Origin of the sequence: Cytobacillus dafuensis (assembly GCF_007995155.1) — a bacterium.
In the GTDB taxonomy this organism is placed as follows: Bacteria; Bacillota; Bacilli; order Bacillales; family Cytobacillaceae; genus Cytobacillus; species Cytobacillus dafuensis.
Map to the genome: position 1 here is coordinate 3,225,873 of NZ_CP042593.1, position 20,637 is coordinate 3,246,509.

Sequence of the window (20,637 nt, forward strand, 5' to 3'; positions counted from 1 at the left end):
ATTACGCCAGCTCTACAACAGTTGCAACACCTTGACCGCCACCGATACAAAGAGTTGCAAGTCCTTTTTTTGCCTGCCGCTTTTTCATTTCATGAATTAATGTAACAAGGATTCTCGCACCACTTGCACCAATCGGATGTCCTAAAGCAATAGCTCCCCCATTAACATTTAAAATTTCTTTATTAAAATGCAGCTCTCTGTCAACAGCAAGTGATTGTGCCGCAAATGCTTCATTTGCTTCTATTAACTCCATTTCATCTATAGAAACGGATGCCTTTTCAAGGGCTTTTTTCACAGCGCTGACAGGTCCAATCCCCATAATACTTGGGTCTACTCCTGCACTTGCATTTCCTTTAATCGTGACTAATGGCTGGATGCCCAATTCATCTGCTTTTTTCCTGCTCATTACTATTAGAACTGCAGCTCCGTCATTAATGCCCGAAGCATTTCCAGCTGTGACACTGCCATCTTTTTTGAATGCCGGACGAAGGGCAGCTAATTTTTCAGCAGTTGTTCCTTTTTTCGGATATTCATCCGTATCAAAGATGATTGGGTCTCCTTTTCTTTGCGGGATTTCAACAGGGACAATCTCATCTTTAAATTTACCCTCTTCAATTGCATTTACTGCCTTTGCTTGGCTTAAGGCTGCAAATGCATCCTGTTCTTCCCTGCTCAGCTCATATTTTTCACAAAGATTTTCTGCTGTTACACCCATATGATAATCATTGAATGCACACCAAAGCCCATCAGATATCATCGTGTCAACAAGCTTCTGATCGCCCATTTTAAATCCATTTCGAGCATTTTTTAATATGTATGGTGCTTGGCTCATATTCTCCATTCCACCAGCGACAACAACATTTGCGTCTCCAGCTAAGATTGCCTGTGTTGCCAAATGGACGGCCTTCAATCCAGATCCGCATACTTTATTAATCGTCAAAGCGGAAACGCTTTCAGGGAGTCCTGCTTTAATTGCTGCTTGCCTTGCTGGATTCTGACCAAGTCCAGCCTGCAATACATTCCCTAGAATAACTTCATCTACCTCTTCAGGTTTCACCCCCGCTCTTTCAAGTGCTCCTTTAATTGCCACGGCCCCTAATTCTGATGCGGATATATCCTTTAAACTTCCATTAAAGCTGCCAATTGCTGTTCGGACTGCGCTGACTATTACTACCTCTGTTTGAGTCATCTTACTCATCCTCTCTTGGCTATTTCATCTATAACATTTTCGAGAAATAACTCAAAAATCCTTTTATTTTGTCAAAATTTCTATAATTCTTGCATTTATAAATACATGAACACTAAAATATAGAAAAGAACAGAGCGTTCGCTCAGAATAGTTGAAAACAAGTTCAATATTTTAATAAGGCATTTGTAAAAATGAATTGTACTTCTACTAAACTATGAGATTGGAGAGAGAATCATGACGCTTCAAATGCCAGAAAAAGTAACAATCATTGAAGTTGGTCCGCGTGATGGATTACAAAACGAAAAAGCCTTTATCCCAACAAAGATAAAAAAAGATTTTATTAAAGGATTAAAGGATGCTGGATTAACTGAAATGGAGCTGACTTCCTTTGTATCACCAAAATGGGTTCCTCAAATGGGAGATGCAGCTGAAATTGTTGCCGATTGCTTAGATGATCATACCCGAAACATCGTCCTTGCTCCGAATAGAAAAGGAATCGACAGAGTTTATATGACCGATTGTAGTGCCGTTGCTGTTTTTGTTGGTGTCAGCAATACGTTCAATCAGAAAAATATTAATAAAACGACTCAGGAAAGCATGAATGAGTTAACTACCATTATCAGTGAGTTAAAGGAAAAAGGATTCTTTGTTCGTGCATGTATTTCAACTGCATTTTACTGTCCTTATGAAGGAAAAATGGAATTAGAGGATACTGTGAGCTTGTGCCGTCAATTTGTAGAGGCTGGTGCTGATGAGCTAAGTGTGGCCGATACAATTGGAATGGCTGTACCCCTTGAATCCTATGCATTATTCAGCCGTTTGAAAAAAGATTTTCCTTCCACCCTTATAACTGCTCATTTCCACGACACGAGGAAAATGGCTCTTGCAAATATTTTTGCTGCTTTACAAGTTGGCATAAATCGCTTTGATACTTCAGCTGGCGGACTAGGCGGATGTCCATTTGCTCCAGGAGCCGCAGGAAATGCTGCTACGGAGGATGTCGTCTACATGCTTGAACGAATGGGAATTGAAACAAGCGTAAATTTAGAGAAATTAGTCAAAGCCATTGATGTTGTTCAGCCTTATTTATCACGTTCAATTGAAAGCACCTATTATCGACTTCACATACAGAAAGTTTAATTATGAATAATCTTGTACTTCTTAATCCATCTTATTAGGTGAAGGAATAAGAAGGGAGATATGAAATTATGAGCCAAAAGCGTGATAAGGGCTTCAGCCAAAAAGGAAAACCAAACAGCGATACCGTTAATCCAACGATTGCGGCAGAAGAATTAGAAAAAGCGATCCACCCTACAAAACGACAGAACGCTAAGCAATAAACCGCTCTCCCCAGCGGTTTTTTTTATTCCTTCATTTTTTATGTAAAGGATCATACTGAAAATGCATTTAATATGTTAAACAGCTTTCAAAATGGTAAAATAATAAGAAAAACGTTAGCTCCTTGGGGGGATGAATTTGAAAAGACTACTTAGGCTTACTCGTTATTTCATTTCCTTCATTCTTTTTTTATCATCAATTGGAATTTATTTTACGAATCGGCTGATGTATATGAGGAAAAAGGAAGATCAATTTATTCTTGAACGTGAAAAGGAAGCTGGCCGGCTTGATCCAATAGAATATGAAAGTCTGCCGAAAAAAGAAGTGCTTGTCCATTCTCCGTTTGGTTACGATCTTAAAATGGTCATTATTGAGCCGTATGAAACGAATCGTTATATTATTATTGCTCATGGAGTTACAGAAAACAAAATGAACTCGATTAAGTATATGAATCTTTTTTTGAAGCGCGGATTTAATGCCGTTATTTACGATCATCGCCGTCACGGGGAGTCTGGAGGAAAAACGACAAGCTTCGGTCATTATGAAAAGTTCGATTTAAAAACGATCGTAGATTGGCTAAAAGAAGAAAAAGGGGCCAACATCCTGCTCGGCATTCACGGAGAATCAATGGGTGCAGCAACAATGCTGTTATATGCTGGAATGCTTGAGGATGGAGCAGATTTCTATATTGCTGATTGTCCCTTTTCCGATTTTAAAGAGCTGCTTGCTTATCAATTAAAATCAGAAATGAAGCTGCCACCAAAGCTCATCCTGCCTGTAGCTGATTTATTTTTGCGCATGCGACAGAAATACTCGATTAAAAATGTCTCTCCCATCTCCTTTATCGAAAATATACAAAAGCCCATTTTATTTATTCATAGCAAAAAAGATGATTTTATTTTACCATCCATGTCTCAAGATTTATATGAACGAAAAATAGGGCCAAAAAAGATTTACTTAGCTACAAATGGTGTTCATGCCCAATCATTGAATGAAAACCCCAATGATTATGAAAAATCGATTGATGAGTTTTTAAGGGAATTTGTTTATCCTGTTCACCAAGAATTCACTAACTAAATAGGCCTGGTCTGCCAGGCCTTTTATTATTCTAGATTATCACCCATTGCCTTTCCATCACTCGAAAGTCCTCTCGCAATTTCGTAATCCCCCAACTTAAAAAAGTAGCGCCCGCTTCCTTTTTCAATGATGTGAGACTTCTCCAGCTTTTCATCCTTCCCAGATACCTCAACAGATTTTATATCCTTACTTTCAATCTTCCCGTAGATGACAGGAATCCGATTTTCTAAATTCCCTTTATGATCATAATCGTAAAATACATCAGTATAAGTAGTCAGCAGTTCATTTTCCTCATGCTCCCAATGATTATGTCCAGCGTTTTCCCATCCGTCTTCATCATTTCCTTTTAAAAAAGCAACTGTGATAGCATCAAATTCTCCATGTTTATTTTTCTGGCGCGTGGCATATAGGAGAATGACTCCATCTTTCACTTTTTCTGTATGAATAACTTCCTGTACATTAAACGGAATATCTTCCTTAATTACCTTATTCATTGGCACCGGCCTACAAGCTACCAATAATAAGGCACACATCATTAAAAGGGCCATCACTTTCTTTTCCACGCTGCTCCCTCCGCTTCACTGACATCTTTACCATTAAATGTTAGCATCGAAAGGAACATGCATTTTTTTTGAATTTCAGATCAAAAGGAATATTTACTATAAATAAATTAGAAGACAAGATGAATTAATTTAAAAAGGTCTTGGCAATCTCTATTAATTTTTCTTTTTCTTCATTCTCATCAAAGTTTTCTAGACTCCATGAAGTGGAAATATTAATTAAAAATTTCTTTGAGTTATCTTCTTTGACGAAATAAATATGATGCATATCTTTACTATATAAAAAGTCTACACCATCTTCCGTTAATTGTATGTATCCTGCTAAGTCTTCTGTCGTGTGTATACTTTTTTTAACAGGAGTAATTATGATTTGAAGACTTGAATATTCTTCATTACTCTTAGTTGTGTAATGTAGATACATATTAGATATATCAGTTATATCAGACGTACGTTTACCTGCCTTTTCAATATATTCTAGATTCTTCTCCTTTGCTTCTTTATACATATCTTTAGCCAATTTTATTGAATCAGTCCATGGCAATTCATAATATAACATTCCTTCTTCTAGTATATATTTATTTTGCAATTCATCCTTTAAGTTCAGAAACTCCCTCATGTCATTCGGGATTTGCGTCACAGTTTTAATTTCTTCCCCTTTATAAATCATCGTTAATGCTGAAACTCCAATTTTTTCATAGCCTTCTACAGAAAGAAAATACTTAAATTCTCCCTTTTGAAGATTTTCACGAATTTCATCCATTACATCTCTATGTTCAGCATAAATTTCATCAAACGTATGATGTGGTTTTGCTTCTTCCTCGGTCATTGTATTCATCTCAAAAACTTGTTTTCCATCCGAATTAAAAAACTTCCATCCTGTAAAATGCATTGCCGCTGCAATTGACACCGAGATAAATAACGTTAAAAATATGGTGATAAATGACGCACGTAAAAATATGGGCGTTTTTTTGTGTTCGATCGTATTGACAGCCAAATACTCATTATGTTCAACTTTTGGAAGCCTCTGATTCTTAAAACGGTTCTCAAACTCTTCGAACGATTTAATTTTATCTTTCATCTTGTATTCTCCTTTCGATTAATTTTTGTATTTTTGATTTTACTCTTTCAAATCTCTTTCTAGCAGTAGGAATACTAGTATCAAGAATCGTAGCTATTTCAGCGAAATCTTTATCTTCAATAATTCTAAGAACGATGATTGCTCTTTCCTTCGGTTTTAAATTGGACAGTATGTAATTTAATTCAAAGTCGCTCTGCTGGTCATGATAGACTTCCCTTTTCAGCCTATTTTTTTCTGTAAAGGGGATAAATTCAATTAAAGTCTTTCTTCTGATTTTATTTAAACAATGATTGTAAGCAATTTTGTAAAGCCAAGCACTATGATTATTAATTTCTTCAACCCTATTACTCTGGTATGCTTTCATAAATACTTCTTGTGCAGCATCTTCAGCATCATGAGGATTTCTCAAAATGTTATAGCAATAAATATAGATTTGCTGATGATATTGTTTTATTAGATCCTCGAAACTATTCTCATTTAACTCTTCGATACTACACTCGGTTCTGTTTACATACACAACTTTCACCTCCCTCTCTTCTGTGTCATTTATTAAGACAAACAATCACTGACTAATGTGACTTTTTTTAGGAAATTTAAATACGCCAGAAAGTAAAAAGTGAAACTTCCAACAATAGGGATAACCCTACTAGAAGTTTCACTTACTGTGTGAGCTATTTCCATTTTAAGTTAACCAATTGTGCGATCAAAAAAGCTCATTCTTGGATTTAAGTACTCATTTGGACTCTTCAATTGAAAGCAGTTTGCCTTTTCTGAGTAATCTATTTTTAATTGTTCATCGAGAAAAACTTCCTTTGATTTTTCTATATAAATACTGCCTATATTCGTTTTAATTTCTCGATCATCTTCATCCAATTCAGGAACTAACCAAAGAGCCGTTACCCCGCTTACAACACATCCACAGCCCTCTGTATCGTATTTAAGCTTTAAAAATCCTCTTTTATCTGCCATTCGCTCTTTGATCTTTTTTGCTGCTTCTTCGGTTATGGTGATTTGCATTCTTTCTTACCCCTTGCTACCATTTTCCTTTATTGTAGCATACTCTACTTTAAGCAAAGCGATTAGCCGGTAAAGTCACCGTCATTCTCCTTCAACTATCTTTATAAAATCATCAAGAGTCGTTGAATATTTTATATAAATTCGCGGTAATAGATATAGTTCATCTTTACTCCCCTTTTCAGAAAATGGTTCAGGAGTAGTCGTAAGTCCAAACAAATAGTACTTCTTCGTTTCTTCTACAACCTTCTCGTTGAAATTTCCGTATGGATACGCTAAAGCAATCACTGGTTTTCCCGTTATTTTTTGAATTCCATCCTTTGACTGCATCAGTTCATATTCATAATTTGTTATTGTCGTCAAATCAGGATGTGTAGCTGTATGAGACTGGATTGAAAAGAAACCCGAATCAGCCATCATTTTTATATCCGATTTCGATAATCGGTTTGAACGACCAATAAAGTCAGAAATAACAAATATGGTTCCAGTAGGTTTAAATCGGTCATTTTTCAGTTTTTGAAAGATAGCAAATGCATTAAGATTGTTTTTATATCCATCATCAAAGGTAATGAAAATCGGTTTATTTACTTTATGCATATCCTGCCATCGCTCAAACGTTAATAAAGTATAGCCATGATCCCGTAAATACATCATTTGCTCCTCAAAATTCTTAGGGGTTACATATAACTCTTTAGAACCATGTCCCTTAAACTCATCGATTGAATGATAAATTAAAATTGGTACATTTCTCACCGCTAGGACTTGTGATGGAAATAGTGAGATAAGAATACATAGGAAAAACATAGATGTCTTTTTCATAAAAATCCTCGCTTTATTCTTTTTATTACTAATTTATTTTCCCTCAAAAGCTTGGCTTTATTATTTCTATCTTTTCTCCTTCTATGGCAGAGCCTGAAAGTTTTCACAAGAGAGTAAAACCCTGATTGCTCTACTTTAAGCAATACGTTTGCTTTTTTTCAATTTTCCTTTTAATATGGGAGATAAAATGTGACATTTTTGTGAAGGGATGGTTATGTATGTCAAAGGTTACAATTAAGGTGAATGATAATGGCTCTTACCGTATTACGGGGGATGTTGAATTAATCGATGCTGAAGGCAATAAATTCGAAACAAAGCCAGCTTTCTCTCTATGCCGTTGTGGGTTGTCCTCCAAAGCTCCATTTTGTGATGGAACACATAAAGGTCAATTTGAATCAGTTGTTCGCGCGCCAAAGCTAGAAGAAGAGTAAGAAATTATAACTTCGCACTTCCAATTTGTACAAAAGCTATTCATTAGTAAAACCAAGGCATTCGCCATATCCTTCCGGTGAATGCCTTGGTTTTTCTTATACGCCCTTTTAAGCAAAGGCTTTATCGAAGCCAAAAAACGGAGGAATCACCTCCGTTTTTTCTTTTCCTTCCCAGCCTTTGCAGGAGCTACTAGCTCCTCCTCAGTAATCCCCTGCAGAATTTCCCGATCCATGTGACTGCTATCATCTCCTGCACCAGGGGCAAGATTGGACATTGGAAGCTGCTTGAGTTCCTTTCCTCTTGGCATATAGAAACACCTCCTTAATGTTAAGGTGCTACATCAATGGAAAACTACCCATACAACTTTCAAATATCCTCACAGTATAAAAAATTTATTCAATACTAATTAACCGAATACTATGTTTGCTATAATTCATTACAGAATATTCGTTAGTAGTAGATTCAAATATAATTTCCGAGTTAGTTATTTTGAAAGGGTGAAGTGAGTGATCGTAGCAGATAAAATTTATGGGAAATTTATAATAGATGGAATTCTCGAAGAACTAATTTACAGTAGTCCTGTACAAAGATTAAAAGGTGTTTACCAAGGTGGATCAAGTTATTTAGTTAATCAGGAATGGGATGTTACAAGGTATGAACATTCTATCGGTGTAATGCTCTTAATCAAGAAATTCGGTGGCTCCCTAGAAGAACAAATGGCAGGATTGCTTCACGATGTATCACATACAGCATTTTCTCACGTTATTGATTTCGTATTTGACAATATTGAGGAGAATTACCACGAAAAAATTTATCATCAAATCGTTACTGAGTCTGAAATTCCTCATATCCTTAAGAAATACGGCTATGACTATAAAGAAATATTATTAGACGACTCCAAGTGGACATTACTTGAACAACCAGCACCTGAGTTATGTGCCGATCGAGTAGACTACACTCTCCGAGATATGTATCATTATGGAAACATCACATTGGAAGAGATTCATCATTTTTTCGAGAATTTAATAATAATAGATGGGAAAATGTATCTGAAGAATATCGAAACGGCTGAATGGTTTGTAAAAACTTATTATAAAGAAGTTATTGATTACTTCATGGATCCTTTGAATATATATGGCTATGATTTTTTAGCAAAAACTTTAAAATTAGCATTAGATAAAAATATTATTAACCTTAATACCTTGCTTGGAACAGATAAAGAAGTAATGCTCTTATTACGTTCATCTGATGACAAGGATATACAAAGTCTTATAAAACGAATTCATCGTAGAGTACAAGTAAAAGAAGATAAAAACGAATATGATTTACACCGTAAAAATAAAATGCGACTCATTGACCCTTCTGTCCTTTATGAAAATAAATTAATTAGAGCTTCAAAATTATCAGCATATGTTAAGAGTATCGGTGAAGAAGCTAAGAAAAAATCCAAAAACGGTATGTATGTAAAAATAATCTCTAACTAAATAATCATTTTTCTTTGTGAACTTTTGACAGAAAAGAAAAGTAATTACCAACGAAACTTCTAATTTGAAGTCTCAATTTAATAAATATAGCTATTCGAATTAAAAACTGAACAAAAGAACAGTATAGCCTTTCTATTGCTCAGTTTTTATAACGATTATAAGGTTACTGCATGGAAAACCGTACATCCGCTATAGCAGAAATGTGAATCCGGTGTATCTCCTCAAATCGATCTACAATATGCAGCTTTTGATTAATATCATCCCAAAAATGAATATTTCCAATAATAATCTCGTAATTTTGATGCCTATAGTGAGTAATTGTAACGCTTTTTCCAAATTCCATTGCCTCGGAAATAATGTCATTCATCCTCTCAAGCTTTTGTTCATCGATTTCCCGCCTTTGGTCGTACGTATCTTCCTTCGCCCAATCTCTTAATAGCTTTACATGTTCTGGGAGCATCATGGATGTCCATTTTATTCTGCCCCTGTCTCGAATCATGATCCAACCCCCTTATTTAACTTTAACAAAGTGACAGCCTACATTTTATGACCGCCGACAAGCGTTGCTCTATGTCTGGCCGTTCCCGCAGCTGTATAGGAGACTGCTCTTAGAAGTGCTTCCGCTCCAAACTTCGATCGGATATGGTCAACAGTATAGCCAAGCTCTCTCTTCTTCCAACCATTTTGATCAAAAAGATTGAGCTGCATTTCATTGTCATCAACAAGATTGCCAATGGAAAGAGAAATTTGCCGCACTGTTTTTCCTTCATAAAATTTATGAAAAAGCTGTACACACACACGATAAATATCCATTGTAATGTTTGTTGGCTCATCAAGCGTTTTCGAACGATAAAAGCCGCCGCCTAATTCATCTTGGCTGTAACCCACACCGAAACTGATCGTCCTTCCAGCTTTCCGATGTTTACGCGTCCTTCTTGCCACTTCCTCACACATCTCTAGGATGACATACTTAATTTCATGCTCTTCCTTATAATCCCTGAGCAAGATCTGACTTTTCCCAAAACTGATTTGCCCTTCCATTATCGGTGCACCGATTTCAGAAAGATCAATCCCCCATGCATGATGGTAAAGCTGATTTCCCATGATGCCGAATTTCTTCTCAAGCTGCTTCAAATCATAATGAGCAAGTTGTCCAACAGTAAAGATCCCCATTCCATTCAGCGTTTTTTCCACACGGCGCCCAATTCCCCACATTTCCCTTAAAGGAGAAACAGGCCATAATTTTGTTTGGACATCGTCGTATGTCCATTCGGCAATCCCCGATCTTTTCGCATCCAAATCAAGACAAAGCTTCGAAAGCAGCATATTAGGCCCGATTCCAATGGCGCATGGCAGCTGAAATTCCCGATCTAAATCATCCCTGATCTTACAGGCAATTGTGAAAGCATCCCCCCAAAGATGCAGAGCCCCATCCACCTTAATAAAACTCTCGTCTACACTGTACGTATGAATCGCTTCCTTTGGAACATAACGATTAAAAACACGGGTAATTTCCGTCGAAACCCTTAAATAGGTTGCCATTTTCGGCTCAGCTACAATAATCCGCGGGTCGTCTGGAATTTCATACAAACGGTTTCCTGTCTTTATACCGAATTCTTTTTTCATCCTTGGTGACGCTGCCAGAACAACACTTCCCTTCCGCTCTTGATTTCCAGCAACAACGAGATAGCATTCAAGAGGATCGAGCCCGCGCATAATAGCGGAACAGCTTGCATAGAAGCTCTTAATATCCACACACAAAATCTGTTTCTTTGGCATCGTGCTGTAATCAATCATGGCTCTTCCTCCTTGAAAAGCAGACAATCTTGTTGGGCGAAACTCCTCAAAAATAAGAACATTTGTTCTAATTTTAGTATACACATTATAATAAACGAATATACGTTCTCTTTCAATGGGAATTTCACGACTTATTTCTTATAAAAGGGAATTTTTCCAGTATGTCTATCGACCTAAAAACCGTATAATCGACATGAGGAGGAATTTTTAAATGGATAGGAAGTTCATATTTAAAATGATCCAAAGCTGCCTAAAACAATACAATGAGTCTGTATCGTTTGGCAGCGTGGAATTTGAGGAAATGTATCAAAAAATTAATTTAATGAAAGAAAGCGAAAAGGAAAGTGACTTACATGACATTGTCAATGATGTCGTATATGGCTATATAACAGATTCACCGTATTTTTAGAAATTAATGCTTATTTTTGATTAAAAGCCCTTCTGCCAAGACGCTCAAACAAGCGCGGAAAAAGAGCATACACAATACTGCCTGCATTCATCCAGCGCGGCAAATTAATTTCGCGAGTAGGCGTCAGCATTGCATCCACCACTTTTTTGGCCACATATTCTGGCTTTAACATAAATTTCTTTACATTTTTAACGTATGTTCCTTTTTCATCGGCAATCGTAAAAAAATTCGTTTCAATCGGACCTGGATTAATGGCAGTCACAAAAATATGATGCTTGGAAAGCTCCATCCGAAGACTGTTCGTGTAACCGAGGACAGCATGCTTCGTTGCGGAATAAACACTTGATTTCGGTGTAGCAATCTTACCAGCCTGAGAGGCAATATTAATGATGTGGCCGCTTCCCTGCTGTTGCATTTTAGGCAAAACCATACTCGTACAAGCCATTAAGCCAACAACATTAACAGCAAACATTCCTTTAATATCGTCAATTTTTGCCTCATACGCTTCACGAAAAATACCGTACCCCGCATTGTTAACAAGAACATCAACTGAACTTAGCTGCTCCAAAACTTTTGAAAAGACAGCCTCCACCTCGTCCGTGTTTGAAACATCAAGTTTATGTACATCTACATTCACTTGAAAACGCCTTTCTAAATCAGCTTTCAGTGTACCTAGCTTCTCATCGTTTCGGGCGAGCAAAACAAGATTTGCTCCTCTCTCCGCACAAAGGGCCGCCATGGACGCACCGATTCCACCTGAAGCTCCTGTAATAATAATATTTTTATTTTTCAAACGCTCTGACATTGTGTCACCTCATTAACTACAATTGGGAAGCACTCCTCTCTTTCCAAAAAGCTAAGCAGAAAAAAGATAAGCTTTCCCCTCTTTATTTATACTAATTGCTCCCAATGCATGCAAATAATCAAGCTGTGCGATTGTTTCAGAAATTGTTAAGGAAAATTCTTTTTTATATACTGTTGGAAAAAGACGCTGACAAATTTCAAAAACAGTAAGGGACTCTTCTTCCAGCCATTTTTTCACATGCAAGGCGCGCTCATGCTGGCGGACAAGTCTTTTTTCGATAAGTTCATGAACATGATAAATATTATCGCCATGTCCAGAATAACAGAGCTGTATTGGTAGCTGCAGCAGTTTTTTCAAAGACTCATTATATTGCACTTGCGGTTTTGGACGCTTTGTTTTGCCGGGCAAAGGAGGTTCCATTAAAGGATTCGGAGAGATATGAGCAAGTAAATGATCTCCCCCAATAAAAACGCCGTCCTTTTCCCGGAATAAACCGATATGACTCTGAGCATGCCCAGGTGTTTCAATGACCGTCCAGCTGTCAAGACCTGGCGGGATGTCCCCTTCCTTCAATTCACCTGAAAGAGAACGGCTGCAGGAAAAAGACAGCGGCTTTTTCATCAAGTCAATAAACGATAAATATTGCTCCGGAATCCCACACCTAGGAAAAAGATCATAGTAAAATTCATCATGTGCTTTTAAAAACGCATCCGTACGATGTAACCATCTTTGATTATTTCGATGTCCATATACATCCAAAGTCTGCGGAAAAAAATCTAAAAGACCAGCATGATCAGGATGGTGGTGAGTAAGGACAACCTGCTCAATATCCTCAGGCGATAAATGTAAATCTTTCAATTGTGCATTCAAAGCCTCCCAAGCCTCTTCCGTTTTTGGCCCAACATCGACAAGCGTCAGCCTTTCCCCTTTCACAACATAGACATTTACATCACCGACAGAAAAAGGTGTCGGAATGACTAATTTAGCAAGGCCATCTTTCCATTCTGCCATTTTTTCAACCCCTCAAAATTACTATATTTAGATAGAATCAAATTTACATACTTCAAAGCATTTCAGTTTCTCAGATGCCATTTCCAACATAATTCTTCACAATAATTTTTATACTTTTTGACCTTTTAAACATAAGTTTAACCTTATTTTTACTTGTTGTCATTATTTTCACATAATTCAATATACACTAAGTGGAGAGAAAAAATTTCGTTCTGCGTTTGGAAAGATGATAAATAAAAATCTCTTTCAGGTAAATGTGTTTTTATATTTTTCAACTAACACTCGAGGAGGCTATGTAATTTATTCCTTTATTACTGAATAGAAATGACTAATAGCTCTTTTTTTAAAAATAGCCCCATTGACACACAGTCAAATGGGCGGAGTCTGGTACAAGATGACTATTTATAACAGGATTTCGGCAATCGGTAGGCAGCCGAATTTTTGTTAAATTGGTGGGGGAAAAGAATGAGATCTGTAAAGAATAAAACATGGCTTCACGCAACAGGAATAATTATTCTATTTATTTTAATAGGTACGAGTATTTATGGATATTCATTTTATAAATCTTTGACAAAATCGATTGAAACAATGCATCAGCCTATTGATCGGGAGAAATCAGTTAAAAGGCAAGAAGAAATAACACTGACCAAAAAAGATCCATTCTCTGTATTAGTGCTTGGTGTTGATGAACGCGAGGGAGATCGTGGACGTTCAGATACAATTATTGTATTGACAGTTAACCCTAATCTAAACTCTGTCAAGATTCTTAGCATCCCTCGAGATACAAGAACAGAGATAATAGGTCATAGTACAGTGGACAAAATCAATCATGCCTATGCATTTGGTGGAGTAGAAATGTCAATAGCAACAGTGGAGAGCTTTTTAGATATCCCTATTGATTATTTCATACAAATTAATATGGAGGGTTTTACAGAAATTATTAATTCTGTGGGCGGCGTAACTGTTAATAATGACTTAGAATTCACCAATGTAGATCAGCATTTTCCAAAAGGAGAAATAACGTTAAATGGGGAGCAAGCTTTATCGTTTTCGAGAATGAGATATGAAGATCCACGAGGAGATTTTGGCCGCCAGCTTAGACAGCGTCAAATCATTCAAGCCGTACTTAAGAAAGGAGCAAGCATCTCCTCATTAGCAAACTATAAAGAGATATTTCAAGCATTAGGAAATAATATAAAAACAAACCTAAAGTTTGAAGAGATGATAGACATTCAAAAAAATTATCGGACTGCAGTCAAAACCGTTGAACAATCCTCCATTAACGGAAGCGGGACAAAAATCGACAGCATTTACTATTTTATCGTCCCTGATGAGGAAAAAGAACGTGTTCAAGCTGAAATGAAAGAGCATTTAAAATAAAAAAAGCAAAAACGAGAAAATACCCGAAGAATGATCTCAAAACAAAAAGTGTAAATAAAACAGTGACCAAAACCTATAAAGGTTTTACACTGGGCATAATCAAGTCTTTTAAACTCCTAGCAAATTTTCTGAATTAACTCAGGCGAATTATTTTTCGGCGAATTCACGAGCGTAGATACCTCATACGTCTCCATCAAGTCCTGATCAAGAGGCTTAAGCAATCCATCAAGATAAGATGGGGCTGTAATTGAACGATCTAACCATATTTTTTCATCTTCTGGTTGTAAAATAACAGGCATGCGATCGTGTATATCTTTTACAAGCTCATTTGGCGTTGTGGTGATAACAGTACAGGAATAAACAGATTTCCCCTGTGGAGATTTCCAGTGCTCCCATAAACCTGCCATTGCGAAAAGTTCAGATGTTCTCAGTTTTATACGCATCGGGGTTTTCGTCTTATCTTCATGACGCTTCCATTCATAAAAACTGTCCGCAATTATTAAACAGCGTCTTTTCATATAAGCATTACGGAAACTAGGCTTCTCCTTTAAGGATTCAGCTCTTGCATTAATCATTTTATAACCGATTTTCTCATCATTAGCCCATGAAGGAATTAATCCCCATCTTAAGAAGCCTAAGCGATTTTTGCTGCCATCATTAACGACTGCTAATACAGATTGTGAGGGAGCGACATTATAATTCGGGGCAAATAAATCTTGTTCGATAAATTGTTCAATATCAAATCGATCAATAATTTGTTCAAATGAAGCTGTTAAAGTAAAACGGCCACACATCTTAATCACCTCAAGGCTTTGTTTTGTTCATTTTACCAATAATAAGAGGCTGTCACCACTTCAAGAATATTTCCGATTTCCTTATTAGCAAAAAGAAAAAGCTATCGCAAAGCGATAGCTTTTTTAAATCAATAAATATGTCCAAAATTTTTATATTACCTAAAACAAATTATTAGTTAGCTTTTCTCCAGATCATGTGAGCCCACTCAGGATGGTCAATGAACGGATTGCGATTGTGCTGCCATTTTTCATAAATAATATTGTTGCGGTTCCGTTCAAAATCGTCCACTGGATCTTGATTATGCCATTCTAGCAAGACAGACAGCTTGCCGTGATATGGGCTTGTTCCATTTCCTACTTTATCATTCAATTCCAAATCGATTTCACCATTCGTTCCTTCATACCGAACAGCCATATAGAAGAGCATTCTGGCAACATCTCCCTTAACTCTATCAGGAGGTTCCCATGAGTTTGATGTTTTGAAACAGCCATTACAGCCACTGACTGGGCTGCCACCATTATCAAAATCTAGATTTCCTCTAGAACTATTAATCTGTACATCGGAAGGACGGAGATGATGAATGTCCGTACCTGGACCAATATTTGTCCCGAATCCGCCATGGGATTGTGCCCAAACATGCTCACGATTCCATTGACCTACATTTCCGCCATTACTGCTCTTTGGACGGGATTCACCCTTATAAATCAAAATAACATTGTCCTTGTTATTCGGATCCTCATCCGTTTCCTTTAATGCTTCCCACACTTGACTGTACGAAATTTTTGTTTGCTCGCTAATAATTTTGTGGAGAGCAAGCTTCAAATCCGCTCCGGTTTTCCCAGAGGCTGGATCATAGTAGCCATCCAACTCATTCTTTTCTTCAACAGTTAATGAGAAGCGGGCAGTAATCTCTCCGCCATTTCCGTCTTTAACCGTAATTGCGATTAAGTAATTGCCGATTTCATCAGTTGGAAGTGTAAGCACAGAGCCTGATACAGTACCAATTGTTGTAGTGTAAACCAATGGATCTCCATCTGGATCTGAGAAATGCTCGCTTAATTGAATCGAAACCTTCTCACCAGTTTTGGCATTAATTTTGTCTAAAGGCTTAGTTAGTACTGGTGCTTTGTTCTCTTTTGGAGCAAATGGAGAAGGAATCTCTTCCCCTTTCGCATTTGTAAATTTAATAGCGGAAGGGTCGACTTTTTTACCTAACGTCCACAGCTTAACATTCTCTGCTCCTCTAATTTCCTTCACCTTATCACTCTCTATTAGAACTTCCTTAATCTCCGTTCCGGTTAGATCAACAACAGTGTCTCTTTGGGCAGAGCTTATGACAACTCTCGTTTTCTTTAATCCTTCCCCTTTAAGGGTGGCAGATTTTTTAAGCCAAATTCCTTCTGTGATTGTCGAGTTTTTATCCATGATAATTAACGCATTATCCGGTCCGATGACAAGTTTTTTTGCATTGTAATTGACAAGATCATACACTTTATCATACTTTGGTTCCTCTGGTTTAACGGGATCTTTTAGAATCGTTTGAATTAAAACAGGATCATGGTCGCTGGCACGTCCATGTTCTTCCATAAAGCCGGAATTAATATGAACAATATCCACTTCAGTTGAAGCAGCTAAATTATTAGATACTAAAATATGATCTAAAACTTGAGCATTCCCTTGGTAGTTATAAGTATAGCGCTCATCTGCCGGAACCTTTTCTATCATGTTCGTTAATTCTTGTCCTTTTAATGCTTTCAACGGATTAGAAAATTCAAAATCATTAAAGTCTCCAAGCAATACAATATTTGCATTAGGGTCCTTTGATTTAACATCCTTGACGAAATTGTTTACAACCGTGGAAATTTCCATCCGCTGTTTTTCACTATTTAAAACTGGAGGCTGAGTTTTTCCAAACAAAGGAAGGTCCCCGCCTTTTGAGTTAAAATGGTTTGCTACAACAATGACATTTTCTCCTTTAAATTCAAACTGTGCGGCTAACGGTTTTCGGCTTGAATTAAAAGCAGAATTTGTAGGAGCGATACGTCCTGGATTAAGTGTAAGCTTGCCATTTTCAAATCCGACTGCTTCTGTAGCAGAGCCTTTTACACCTTCCATTAGTGATACTCGTTCCGGATTGTAAAGGAAACCAACACGGATATTTCCTCCTGGCTGTCCGCCATCTAACTTATCTACCGGTGAAATATCTGTATAGACATATGTCGGGCCACCTAAAGATACAATTTTTGCGATTAATTTCGATGCACTTTGGCTTGCATCAGTCGTTCCGCTATCCGTTGGTCCGTCATTATCTTGAACCTCTGTCAAGCCAATAATGTCTGGTTGTTTCATATTCGTAACAATAGCTTCTGCTAGTTTAGTAACCTTTGAATCATCTGTTTTCGTTGAAAAGTTTTCTACATTGTATGATGCAATAGTCAGTTTTTCATCCACTGGTGCAATTGCTGTTGTTTCGCGCTCATTTGCCCCAGGCAACAGTGATGGCAATTTCGCTTTATCACTAAGGATTTTATAGTTGCTGTAGCCATAGCTTACAACCCCCTGAATTGAACCATTAAAGCGATCTCCCATTTTAGCTACAAATGAATCATCATTAATATCAATAGTCATTCTTTCTGGGTTAAAATCAGTTTCTGTGATGCGTAAGCCACCCGCTTTTGTATTTGTTGGAATATTTTCGGGAACGACGATAATTTCTCCATATTTCTGTGGAGCTACTACCTTTGGATTATTAACTTGTACGAGCATACCCTCAAGGCTCTCAAAAAAGTCAATACCATCCACCTCAGGATTAAAAGCTGTTAAACCATCGCTGTCGATCACCTCAAGAGACGGCATACGGTCGACTCCCATAACAACAGGAGCAGGTAGAGGCTCATTGCTTTTAATCATTTGAATATTAGTTGCATTTATTTCAGTTACCGGAAGGTCCGTTTGCAGCTTTTCAGCATATCCTTCCAAAACCCATTCTTTCACCTGACCACTAGCTTTTACAACATCCCCCACTTTAACATTATGGGATTTTTTATAAACTAAAATTCCTTCAGAAGTGTTTGGATCTTCATCTGGCTGCCTGTCCTGCATATAAAAATTGCTTCCATCAACTACATAAGTTACGATTCCCTCAATACCTACTACGTTTTGATTTGCATATGGAGAATTATGGCCAGCACCCTGAATATCATGAATACGGATAGTATTCTCCTGTAGAATGGTATAATCACGCACCGTTACTTCACTGTCTGATAAACCAGCTTTAACGGCAATGGCCTTGATGGTGACTGGAGCATTTATTTCGATCGGCTCTGTGTAAAGCGTGCTGAATTTAGTAGGTTCTGAACCGTCTAAAGTGAAATAGATTGCTGCATCTTTAGTAGTTGTCGCTAGTTCAACTCTTGTACCTTTGACAACTTCACCTCCATCTGGGGATGCAGTTACAGCTTGAACCTTGACAGGGTCAGTATCCTCAACGAATGAATAAGCAGTAGGACTTTTCAAACCTGGAACTGCAAAATAAGCTGTCAAAGTACCAGAAATTTTAATTTTTTTCCCTAAATTCTCTGGGTGATCTACAAGATTCAATGCTGTTCTAATAGAACCTGCTGGCAGTTGAACAGGCAAAATTTTCTTTGCATCCTTTTCATCTGCTGAATCTGCAATAGCAATATTAGTGTTCACTGTAAAAGGCCCTTGGTGCTGATATTTTGGGCCATTATTTGTTACACCAATAATGTACCCTTCAACCGTGGCTAAACCACTATTATTTGCAATTGCCTCTGCAACCGTAATTGTTTCTGCTGCCTTCGATACATTTCCAAGGAATGGATTAAACAGGCTGAAAATCATTGTAAAAATTAGAACGAGGCTAAATATCTTTTTCTGAAGCCTACCTTTCATTTGAACTCCCTCCAAATCCTCATATTTTATTAATACCTTCTTCACATTTAGTTAAGCATTCCTCTATTAACTGCACAATCATATTTTTGTAAATTTTAAATAAAATACCAAAAATAAGAAATTTCTACTATTTTTTAATAGGCTTAACTACTCAAATTTCAAGGAAAAAGATTGCAAAAAATAATTTGAAAAAAAGGAAATTACAAGTACGTAATTTTCCGTATTTTTAGATATTAAACTCTTGACAAACTTGCTCGTCCTCATCCATAATCTCTATTAATATCATTAGATAAAGGAAAACAGCGATGAATGAGGCCAGTAAATGGAAAAAGACGAAAGAGAGTGAAGCTCAGCGGCTGAAAGGCTTCACCGTCCACTTGACCATTGAACCTACCTTATGAGCCGTTAGGAAAACCTAAACGTGTTTCCGGCGTTAACGGAGATGAGATGCCCTTTTGCTACATGTAAGAAAGGGTAATTAAGGTGGTACCACGAAAAGCTAAGCCCTTTCGTCCTTTACGGATGAAAGGGCTTTTTATTTTTATCATACAAAATCGAACACAAAATATTTTTTTTCATAAGGAGGCCATTCAAATGAAAAAAGTAGCGTTTATCGGTGCAGGTTCTATGGCAGATGCATTAATTTCCGGAATATTAAAAAATAAAATAGTTGATCCACATCGCATTTGGGTAACAAATAAGGCTGATCACGACAAGTTAAAGGAGATGCAAACTCAATATGGAGTTCAAACAACGTATCAATTAGAGGAGATTTTTCATGATGTTGAGATTGTTTTTTTAGCAATGAAGCCTAAAGATGCGGCAGTGGCGATTACTAGAATAAAAAAATACTTAACGAAGGAAATGCTTGTTATTTCCGTTTTAGCCGGAGTTGCGATCAACAGCATCGAACACTTGGCAGAAAAGGAATTGGCCATTGTGAGAGCAATGCCGAATACTTCGGCAGCTGTCGGAAAATCAGCAACGGCCTTGGCAATAAATGAAAATGTATCTGAAGAACAAGTGAAGCTCGTTACAAAAATATTCGGAACAGTTGGTTTGACTGCAATTGTTGAAGAAAAGCAGCTTGATGCAGTAACAGGTTTATCAGGCAGCGGGCCAGCTTATATCTACTATCTTGCAGAAGCGATGGAAAAAAGCGCATTGGACATTGGACTTGAAAAAAACGTAGCAAAGGAATTTATTGTGCAAACCTTGCTTGGAGCAGCTGAAATGCTATCAAAATCAAGCAAGGAACCTCAGCAGCTTCGTAAAGAAGTGACAAGCCCAGGTGGAACAACGGAGGCTGGTATAAAAATTTTAGATTCCTATGGTGTACAGAATGCGTTTATTGATTGTATTAAAGAAGCAACTGCACAGTCAAAAAGACTAGGAAAGGCGTTTGGAGCTAAGATGGAGGTTTAAGTAAGTACATTTAATAACTACTTTTCAAGTTGATCGAGTACTTCACTTGAGGTATGTGCACATTTCAATATTTTTTTAGCAAAGCCACTGAGTTAAAATAAAAGCCGCC

The 20,637-nt window shown here is 37.2% G+C and carries 21 protein-coding genes and 1 other annotated feature; of the genes, 8 read left to right on the forward strand and 13 right to left on the reverse strand.

Features of this window, described 5'->3' with window-relative positions:
* Position 1 precedes the first annotated feature (1 nt).
* Positions 2–1,189: an acetyl-CoA C-acetyltransferase gene (locus tag FSZ17_RS15405; protein ID WP_057771443.1), complete on the reverse strand. Its 1,188-nt coding sequence runs from the start codon at positions 1,187–1,189 to the stop codon at positions 2–4.
* A gap of 234 nt (positions 1,190–1,423) precedes the next feature.
* Between FSZ17_RS15405 and FSZ17_RS15410 the strand changes: the two genes are divergently transcribed.
* The 3 genes from FSZ17_RS15410 (at position 1,424) to FSZ17_RS15415 (ending at position 3,604) form a co-directional block, all read left to right on the forward strand.
* Entirely contained in the window at positions 1,424–2,329 is a 906-nt protein-coding gene (locus FSZ17_RS15410) for a hydroxymethylglutaryl-CoA lyase (protein WP_057771444.1), read from the forward strand.
* A 68-nt stretch (positions 2,330–2,397) separates the two neighbouring features.
* Positions 2,398–2,529 (forward strand): hypothetical protein, encoded by a 132-nt coding sequence (locus FSZ17_RS23960; RefSeq protein WP_267128888.1) that lies wholly within the window; start codon positions 2,398–2,400, stop codon positions 2,527–2,529.
* A gap of 136 nt (positions 2,530–2,665) precedes the next feature.
* Positions 2,666–3,604 (forward strand): alpha/beta hydrolase, encoded by a 939-nt coding sequence (locus tag FSZ17_RS15415; RefSeq protein ID WP_228460223.1) that lies wholly within the window; start codon positions 2,666–2,668, stop codon positions 3,602–3,604.
* A 26-nt stretch (positions 3,605–3,630) separates the two neighbouring features.
* On the opposite strand, the gene FSZ17_RS15420 is transcribed toward FSZ17_RS15415, so the two are convergent.
* From FSZ17_RS15420 to FSZ17_RS15440, 5 genes are all read right to left on the reverse strand, one after another.
* The gene (locus tag FSZ17_RS15420) at positions 3,631–4,167 is read right to left on the reverse strand and encodes a hypothetical protein (RefSeq protein ID WP_146846491.1); all 537 of its coding nucleotides are present in this window, start codon (positions 4,165–4,167) and stop codon (positions 3,631–3,633) included.
* A gap of 124 nt (positions 4,168–4,291) precedes the next feature.
* Positions 4,292–5,242 (reverse strand): hypothetical protein, encoded by a 951-nt coding sequence (locus FSZ17_RS15425; RefSeq protein WP_057771446.1) that lies wholly within the window; start codon positions 5,240–5,242, stop codon positions 4,292–4,294.
* Positions 5,232–5,759, reverse strand: a complete 528-nt coding sequence (locus FSZ17_RS15430; RefSeq protein WP_057771447.1) for an RNA polymerase sigma factor — start codon at positions 5,757–5,759, stop codon at positions 5,232–5,234. The genes FSZ17_RS15425 and FSZ17_RS15430 overlap by 11 nt, the downstream gene beginning before the upstream one ends.
* Positions 5,760–5,929: 170 nt before the next feature.
* Positions 5,930–6,259, reverse strand: a complete 330-nt coding sequence (locus FSZ17_RS15435) for an iron-sulfur cluster biosynthesis family protein (protein ID WP_057771448.1) — start codon at positions 6,257–6,259, stop codon at positions 5,930–5,932.
* Between the two features lie 81 nt (positions 6,260–6,340).
* A complete protein-coding gene (locus FSZ17_RS15440; RefSeq protein ID WP_057771449.1) occupies positions 6,341–7,075 on the reverse strand; it encodes a polysaccharide deacetylase family protein in 735 nt (244 codons plus the stop codon).
* Between the two features lie 218 nt (positions 7,076–7,293).
* Here FSZ17_RS15440 and FSZ17_RS15445 point away from each other — a divergent pair, with 218 nt between their 5' ends.
* Positions 7,294–7,506 carry a CDGSH iron-sulfur domain-containing protein gene (locus tag FSZ17_RS15445; protein ID WP_057771450.1) on the forward strand — a complete coding sequence of 71 codons (213 nt, stop codon included), beginning with the start codon at positions 7,294–7,296 and terminating at the stop codon, positions 7,504–7,506.
* Between the two features lie 146 nt (positions 7,507–7,652).
* Here FSZ17_RS15445 and FSZ17_RS23490 read toward each other — a convergent pair whose 3' ends face one another.
* Positions 7,653–7,814: a hypothetical protein gene (locus FSZ17_RS23490; protein ID WP_057771451.1), complete on the reverse strand. Its 162-nt coding sequence runs from the start codon at positions 7,812–7,814 to the stop codon at positions 7,653–7,655.
* 199 nt (positions 7,815–8,013) lie between these two features.
* On the opposite strand from FSZ17_RS23490, the gene FSZ17_RS15450 reads away from it, so the two are divergent.
* On the forward strand, positions 8,014–8,991 hold the full coding sequence (locus FSZ17_RS15450) for an HD domain-containing protein (protein ID WP_057771452.1): 978 nt from the start codon (positions 8,014–8,016) through the stop codon (positions 8,989–8,991).
* A 163-nt stretch (positions 8,992–9,154) separates the two neighbouring features.
* Here the strand turns inward: FSZ17_RS15450 and FSZ17_RS15455 are convergent, their stop codons facing one another.
* Together FSZ17_RS15455 and FSZ17_RS15460 are read right to left on the reverse strand one after the other, a co-directional pair.
* The gene (locus FSZ17_RS15455; RefSeq protein WP_057771453.1) at positions 9,155–9,490 is read right to left on the reverse strand and encodes a YolD-like family protein; all 336 of its coding nucleotides are present in this window, start codon (positions 9,488–9,490) and stop codon (positions 9,155–9,157) included.
* Positions 9,491–9,528: 38 nt separating this feature from the next.
* Positions 9,529–10,788, reverse strand: a complete 1,260-nt coding sequence (locus FSZ17_RS15460; RefSeq protein WP_057771454.1) for a Y-family DNA polymerase — start codon at positions 10,786–10,788, stop codon at positions 9,529–9,531.
* Between the two features lie 211 nt (positions 10,789–10,999).
* Here FSZ17_RS15460 and FSZ17_RS15465 point away from each other — a divergent pair, with 211 nt between their 5' ends.
* The gene (locus FSZ17_RS15465) at positions 11,000–11,197 is read left to right on the forward strand and encodes a YqzH family protein (protein ID WP_057771455.1); all 198 of its coding nucleotides are present in this window, start codon (positions 11,000–11,002) and stop codon (positions 11,195–11,197) included.
* Between the two features lie 10 nt (positions 11,198–11,207).
* Here the strand turns inward: FSZ17_RS15465 and FSZ17_RS15470 are convergent, their stop codons facing one another.
* On the reverse strand, positions 11,208–12,002 hold the full coding sequence (locus FSZ17_RS15470) for an SDR family NAD(P)-dependent oxidoreductase (RefSeq protein WP_057771456.1): 795 nt from the start codon (positions 12,000–12,002) through the stop codon (positions 11,208–11,210).
* Between the two features lie 51 nt (positions 12,003–12,053).
* The gene (locus FSZ17_RS15475; protein WP_057771457.1) at positions 12,054–13,013 is read right to left on the reverse strand and encodes an MBL fold metallo-hydrolase; all 960 of its coding nucleotides are present in this window, start codon (positions 13,011–13,013) and stop codon (positions 12,054–12,056) included.
* Between the two features lie 465 nt (positions 13,014–13,478).
* On the opposite strand from FSZ17_RS15475, the gene tagU reads away from it, so the two are divergent.
* Positions 13,479–14,393, forward strand: a complete 915-nt coding sequence (gene tagU / locus FSZ17_RS15480) for a polyisoprenyl-teichoic acid--peptidoglycan teichoic acid transferase TagU (RefSeq protein WP_057771458.1) — start codon at positions 13,479–13,481, stop codon at positions 14,391–14,393.
* A gap of 116 nt (positions 14,394–14,509) precedes the next feature.
* On the opposite strand, the gene FSZ17_RS15485 is transcribed toward tagU, so the two are convergent.
* Both FSZ17_RS15485 and FSZ17_RS15490 read right to left on the reverse strand, forming a co-directional pair.
* Positions 14,510–15,187 (reverse strand): SOS response-associated peptidase, encoded by a 678-nt coding sequence (locus tag FSZ17_RS15485; protein ID WP_057771459.1) that lies wholly within the window; start codon positions 15,185–15,187, stop codon positions 14,510–14,512.
* A gap of 172 nt (positions 15,188–15,359) precedes the next feature.
* The gene (locus tag FSZ17_RS15490) at positions 15,360–19,103 is read right to left on the reverse strand and encodes an endonuclease (RefSeq protein ID WP_082625231.1); all 3,744 of its coding nucleotides are present in this window, start codon (positions 19,101–19,103) and stop codon (positions 15,360–15,362) included.
* 296 nt (positions 19,104–19,399) lie between these two features.
* Positions 19,400–19,623, forward strand: a binding site (T-box leader).
* A 74-nt stretch (positions 19,624–19,697) separates the two neighbouring features.
* Here FSZ17_RS15490 and proC point away from each other — a divergent pair.
* Entirely contained in the window at positions 19,698–20,528 is an 831-nt protein-coding gene (gene proC, locus FSZ17_RS15495) for a pyrroline-5-carboxylate reductase (protein WP_057771538.1), read from the forward strand.
* The last annotated feature ends 109 nt before the right edge of the window (positions 20,529–20,637 follow it).

What these genes read in the sequence shown, in the direction of transcription:
- FSZ17_RS15405 (WP_057771443.1), bottom strand. Translation starts at nt 1,189, where the DNA reads ATGACTCAAACAGAGGTAGTAATAGTCAGCGCAGTCCGAACAGCAATT.
- FSZ17_RS15410 (WP_057771444.1), top strand. Translation starts at nt 1,424, where the DNA reads ATGACGCTTCAAATGCCAGAAAAAGTAACAATCATTGAAGTTGGTCCG.
- FSZ17_RS23960 (WP_267128888.1), top strand. Translation starts at nt 2,398, where the DNA reads ATGAGCCAAAAGCGTGATAAGGGCTTCAGCCAAAAAGGAAAACCAAAC.
- FSZ17_RS15425 (WP_057771446.1), bottom strand. Translation starts at nt 5,242, where the DNA reads ATGAAAGATAAAATTAAATCGTTCGAAGAGTTTGAGAACCGTTTTAAG.
- FSZ17_RS15435 (WP_057771448.1), bottom strand. Translation starts at nt 6,259, where the DNA reads ATGCAAATCACCATAACCGAAGAAGCAGCAAAAAAGATCAAAGAGCGA.
- FSZ17_RS15440 (WP_057771449.1), bottom strand. Translation starts at nt 7,075, where the DNA reads ATGAAAAAGACATCTATGTTTTTCCTATGTATTCTTATCTCACTATTT.
- FSZ17_RS15445 (WP_057771450.1), top strand. Translation starts at nt 7,294, where the DNA reads ATGTCAAAGGTTACAATTAAGGTGAATGATAATGGCTCTTACCGTATT.
- FSZ17_RS23490 (WP_057771451.1), bottom strand. Translation starts at nt 7,814, where the DNA reads ATGCCAAGAGGAAAGGAACTCAAGCAGCTTCCAATGTCCAATCTTGCC.
- FSZ17_RS15455 (WP_057771453.1), bottom strand. Translation starts at nt 9,490, where the DNA reads ATGATTCGAGACAGGGGCAGAATAAAATGGACATCCATGATGCTCCCA.
- FSZ17_RS15460 (WP_057771454.1), bottom strand. Translation starts at nt 10,788, where the DNA reads ATGATTGATTACAGCACGATGCCAAAGAAACAGATTTTGTGTGTGGAT.
- FSZ17_RS15465 (WP_057771455.1), top strand. Translation starts at nt 11,000, where the DNA reads ATGGATAGGAAGTTCATATTTAAAATGATCCAAAGCTGCCTAAAACAA.
- FSZ17_RS15470 (WP_057771456.1), bottom strand. Translation starts at nt 12,002, where the DNA reads ATGTCAGAGCGTTTGAAAAATAAAAATATTATTATTACAGGAGCTTCA.
- FSZ17_RS15475 (WP_057771457.1), bottom strand. Translation starts at nt 13,013, where the DNA reads ATGGCAGAATGGAAAGATGGCCTTGCTAAATTAGTCATTCCGACACCT.
- tagU (WP_057771458.1), top strand. Translation starts at nt 13,479, where the DNA reads ATGAGATCTGTAAAGAATAAAACATGGCTTCACGCAACAGGAATAATT.
- FSZ17_RS15485 (WP_057771459.1), bottom strand. Translation starts at nt 15,187, where the DNA reads ATGTGTGGCCGTTTTACTTTAACAGCTTCATTTGAACAAATTATTGAT.
- FSZ17_RS15490 (WP_082625231.1), bottom strand. Translation starts at nt 19,103, where the DNA reads ATGAAAGGTAGGCTTCAGAAAAAGATATTTAGCCTCGTTCTAATTTTT.
- proC (WP_057771538.1), top strand. Translation starts at nt 19,698, where the DNA reads ATGAAAAAAGTAGCGTTTATCGGTGCAGGTTCTATGGCAGATGCATTA.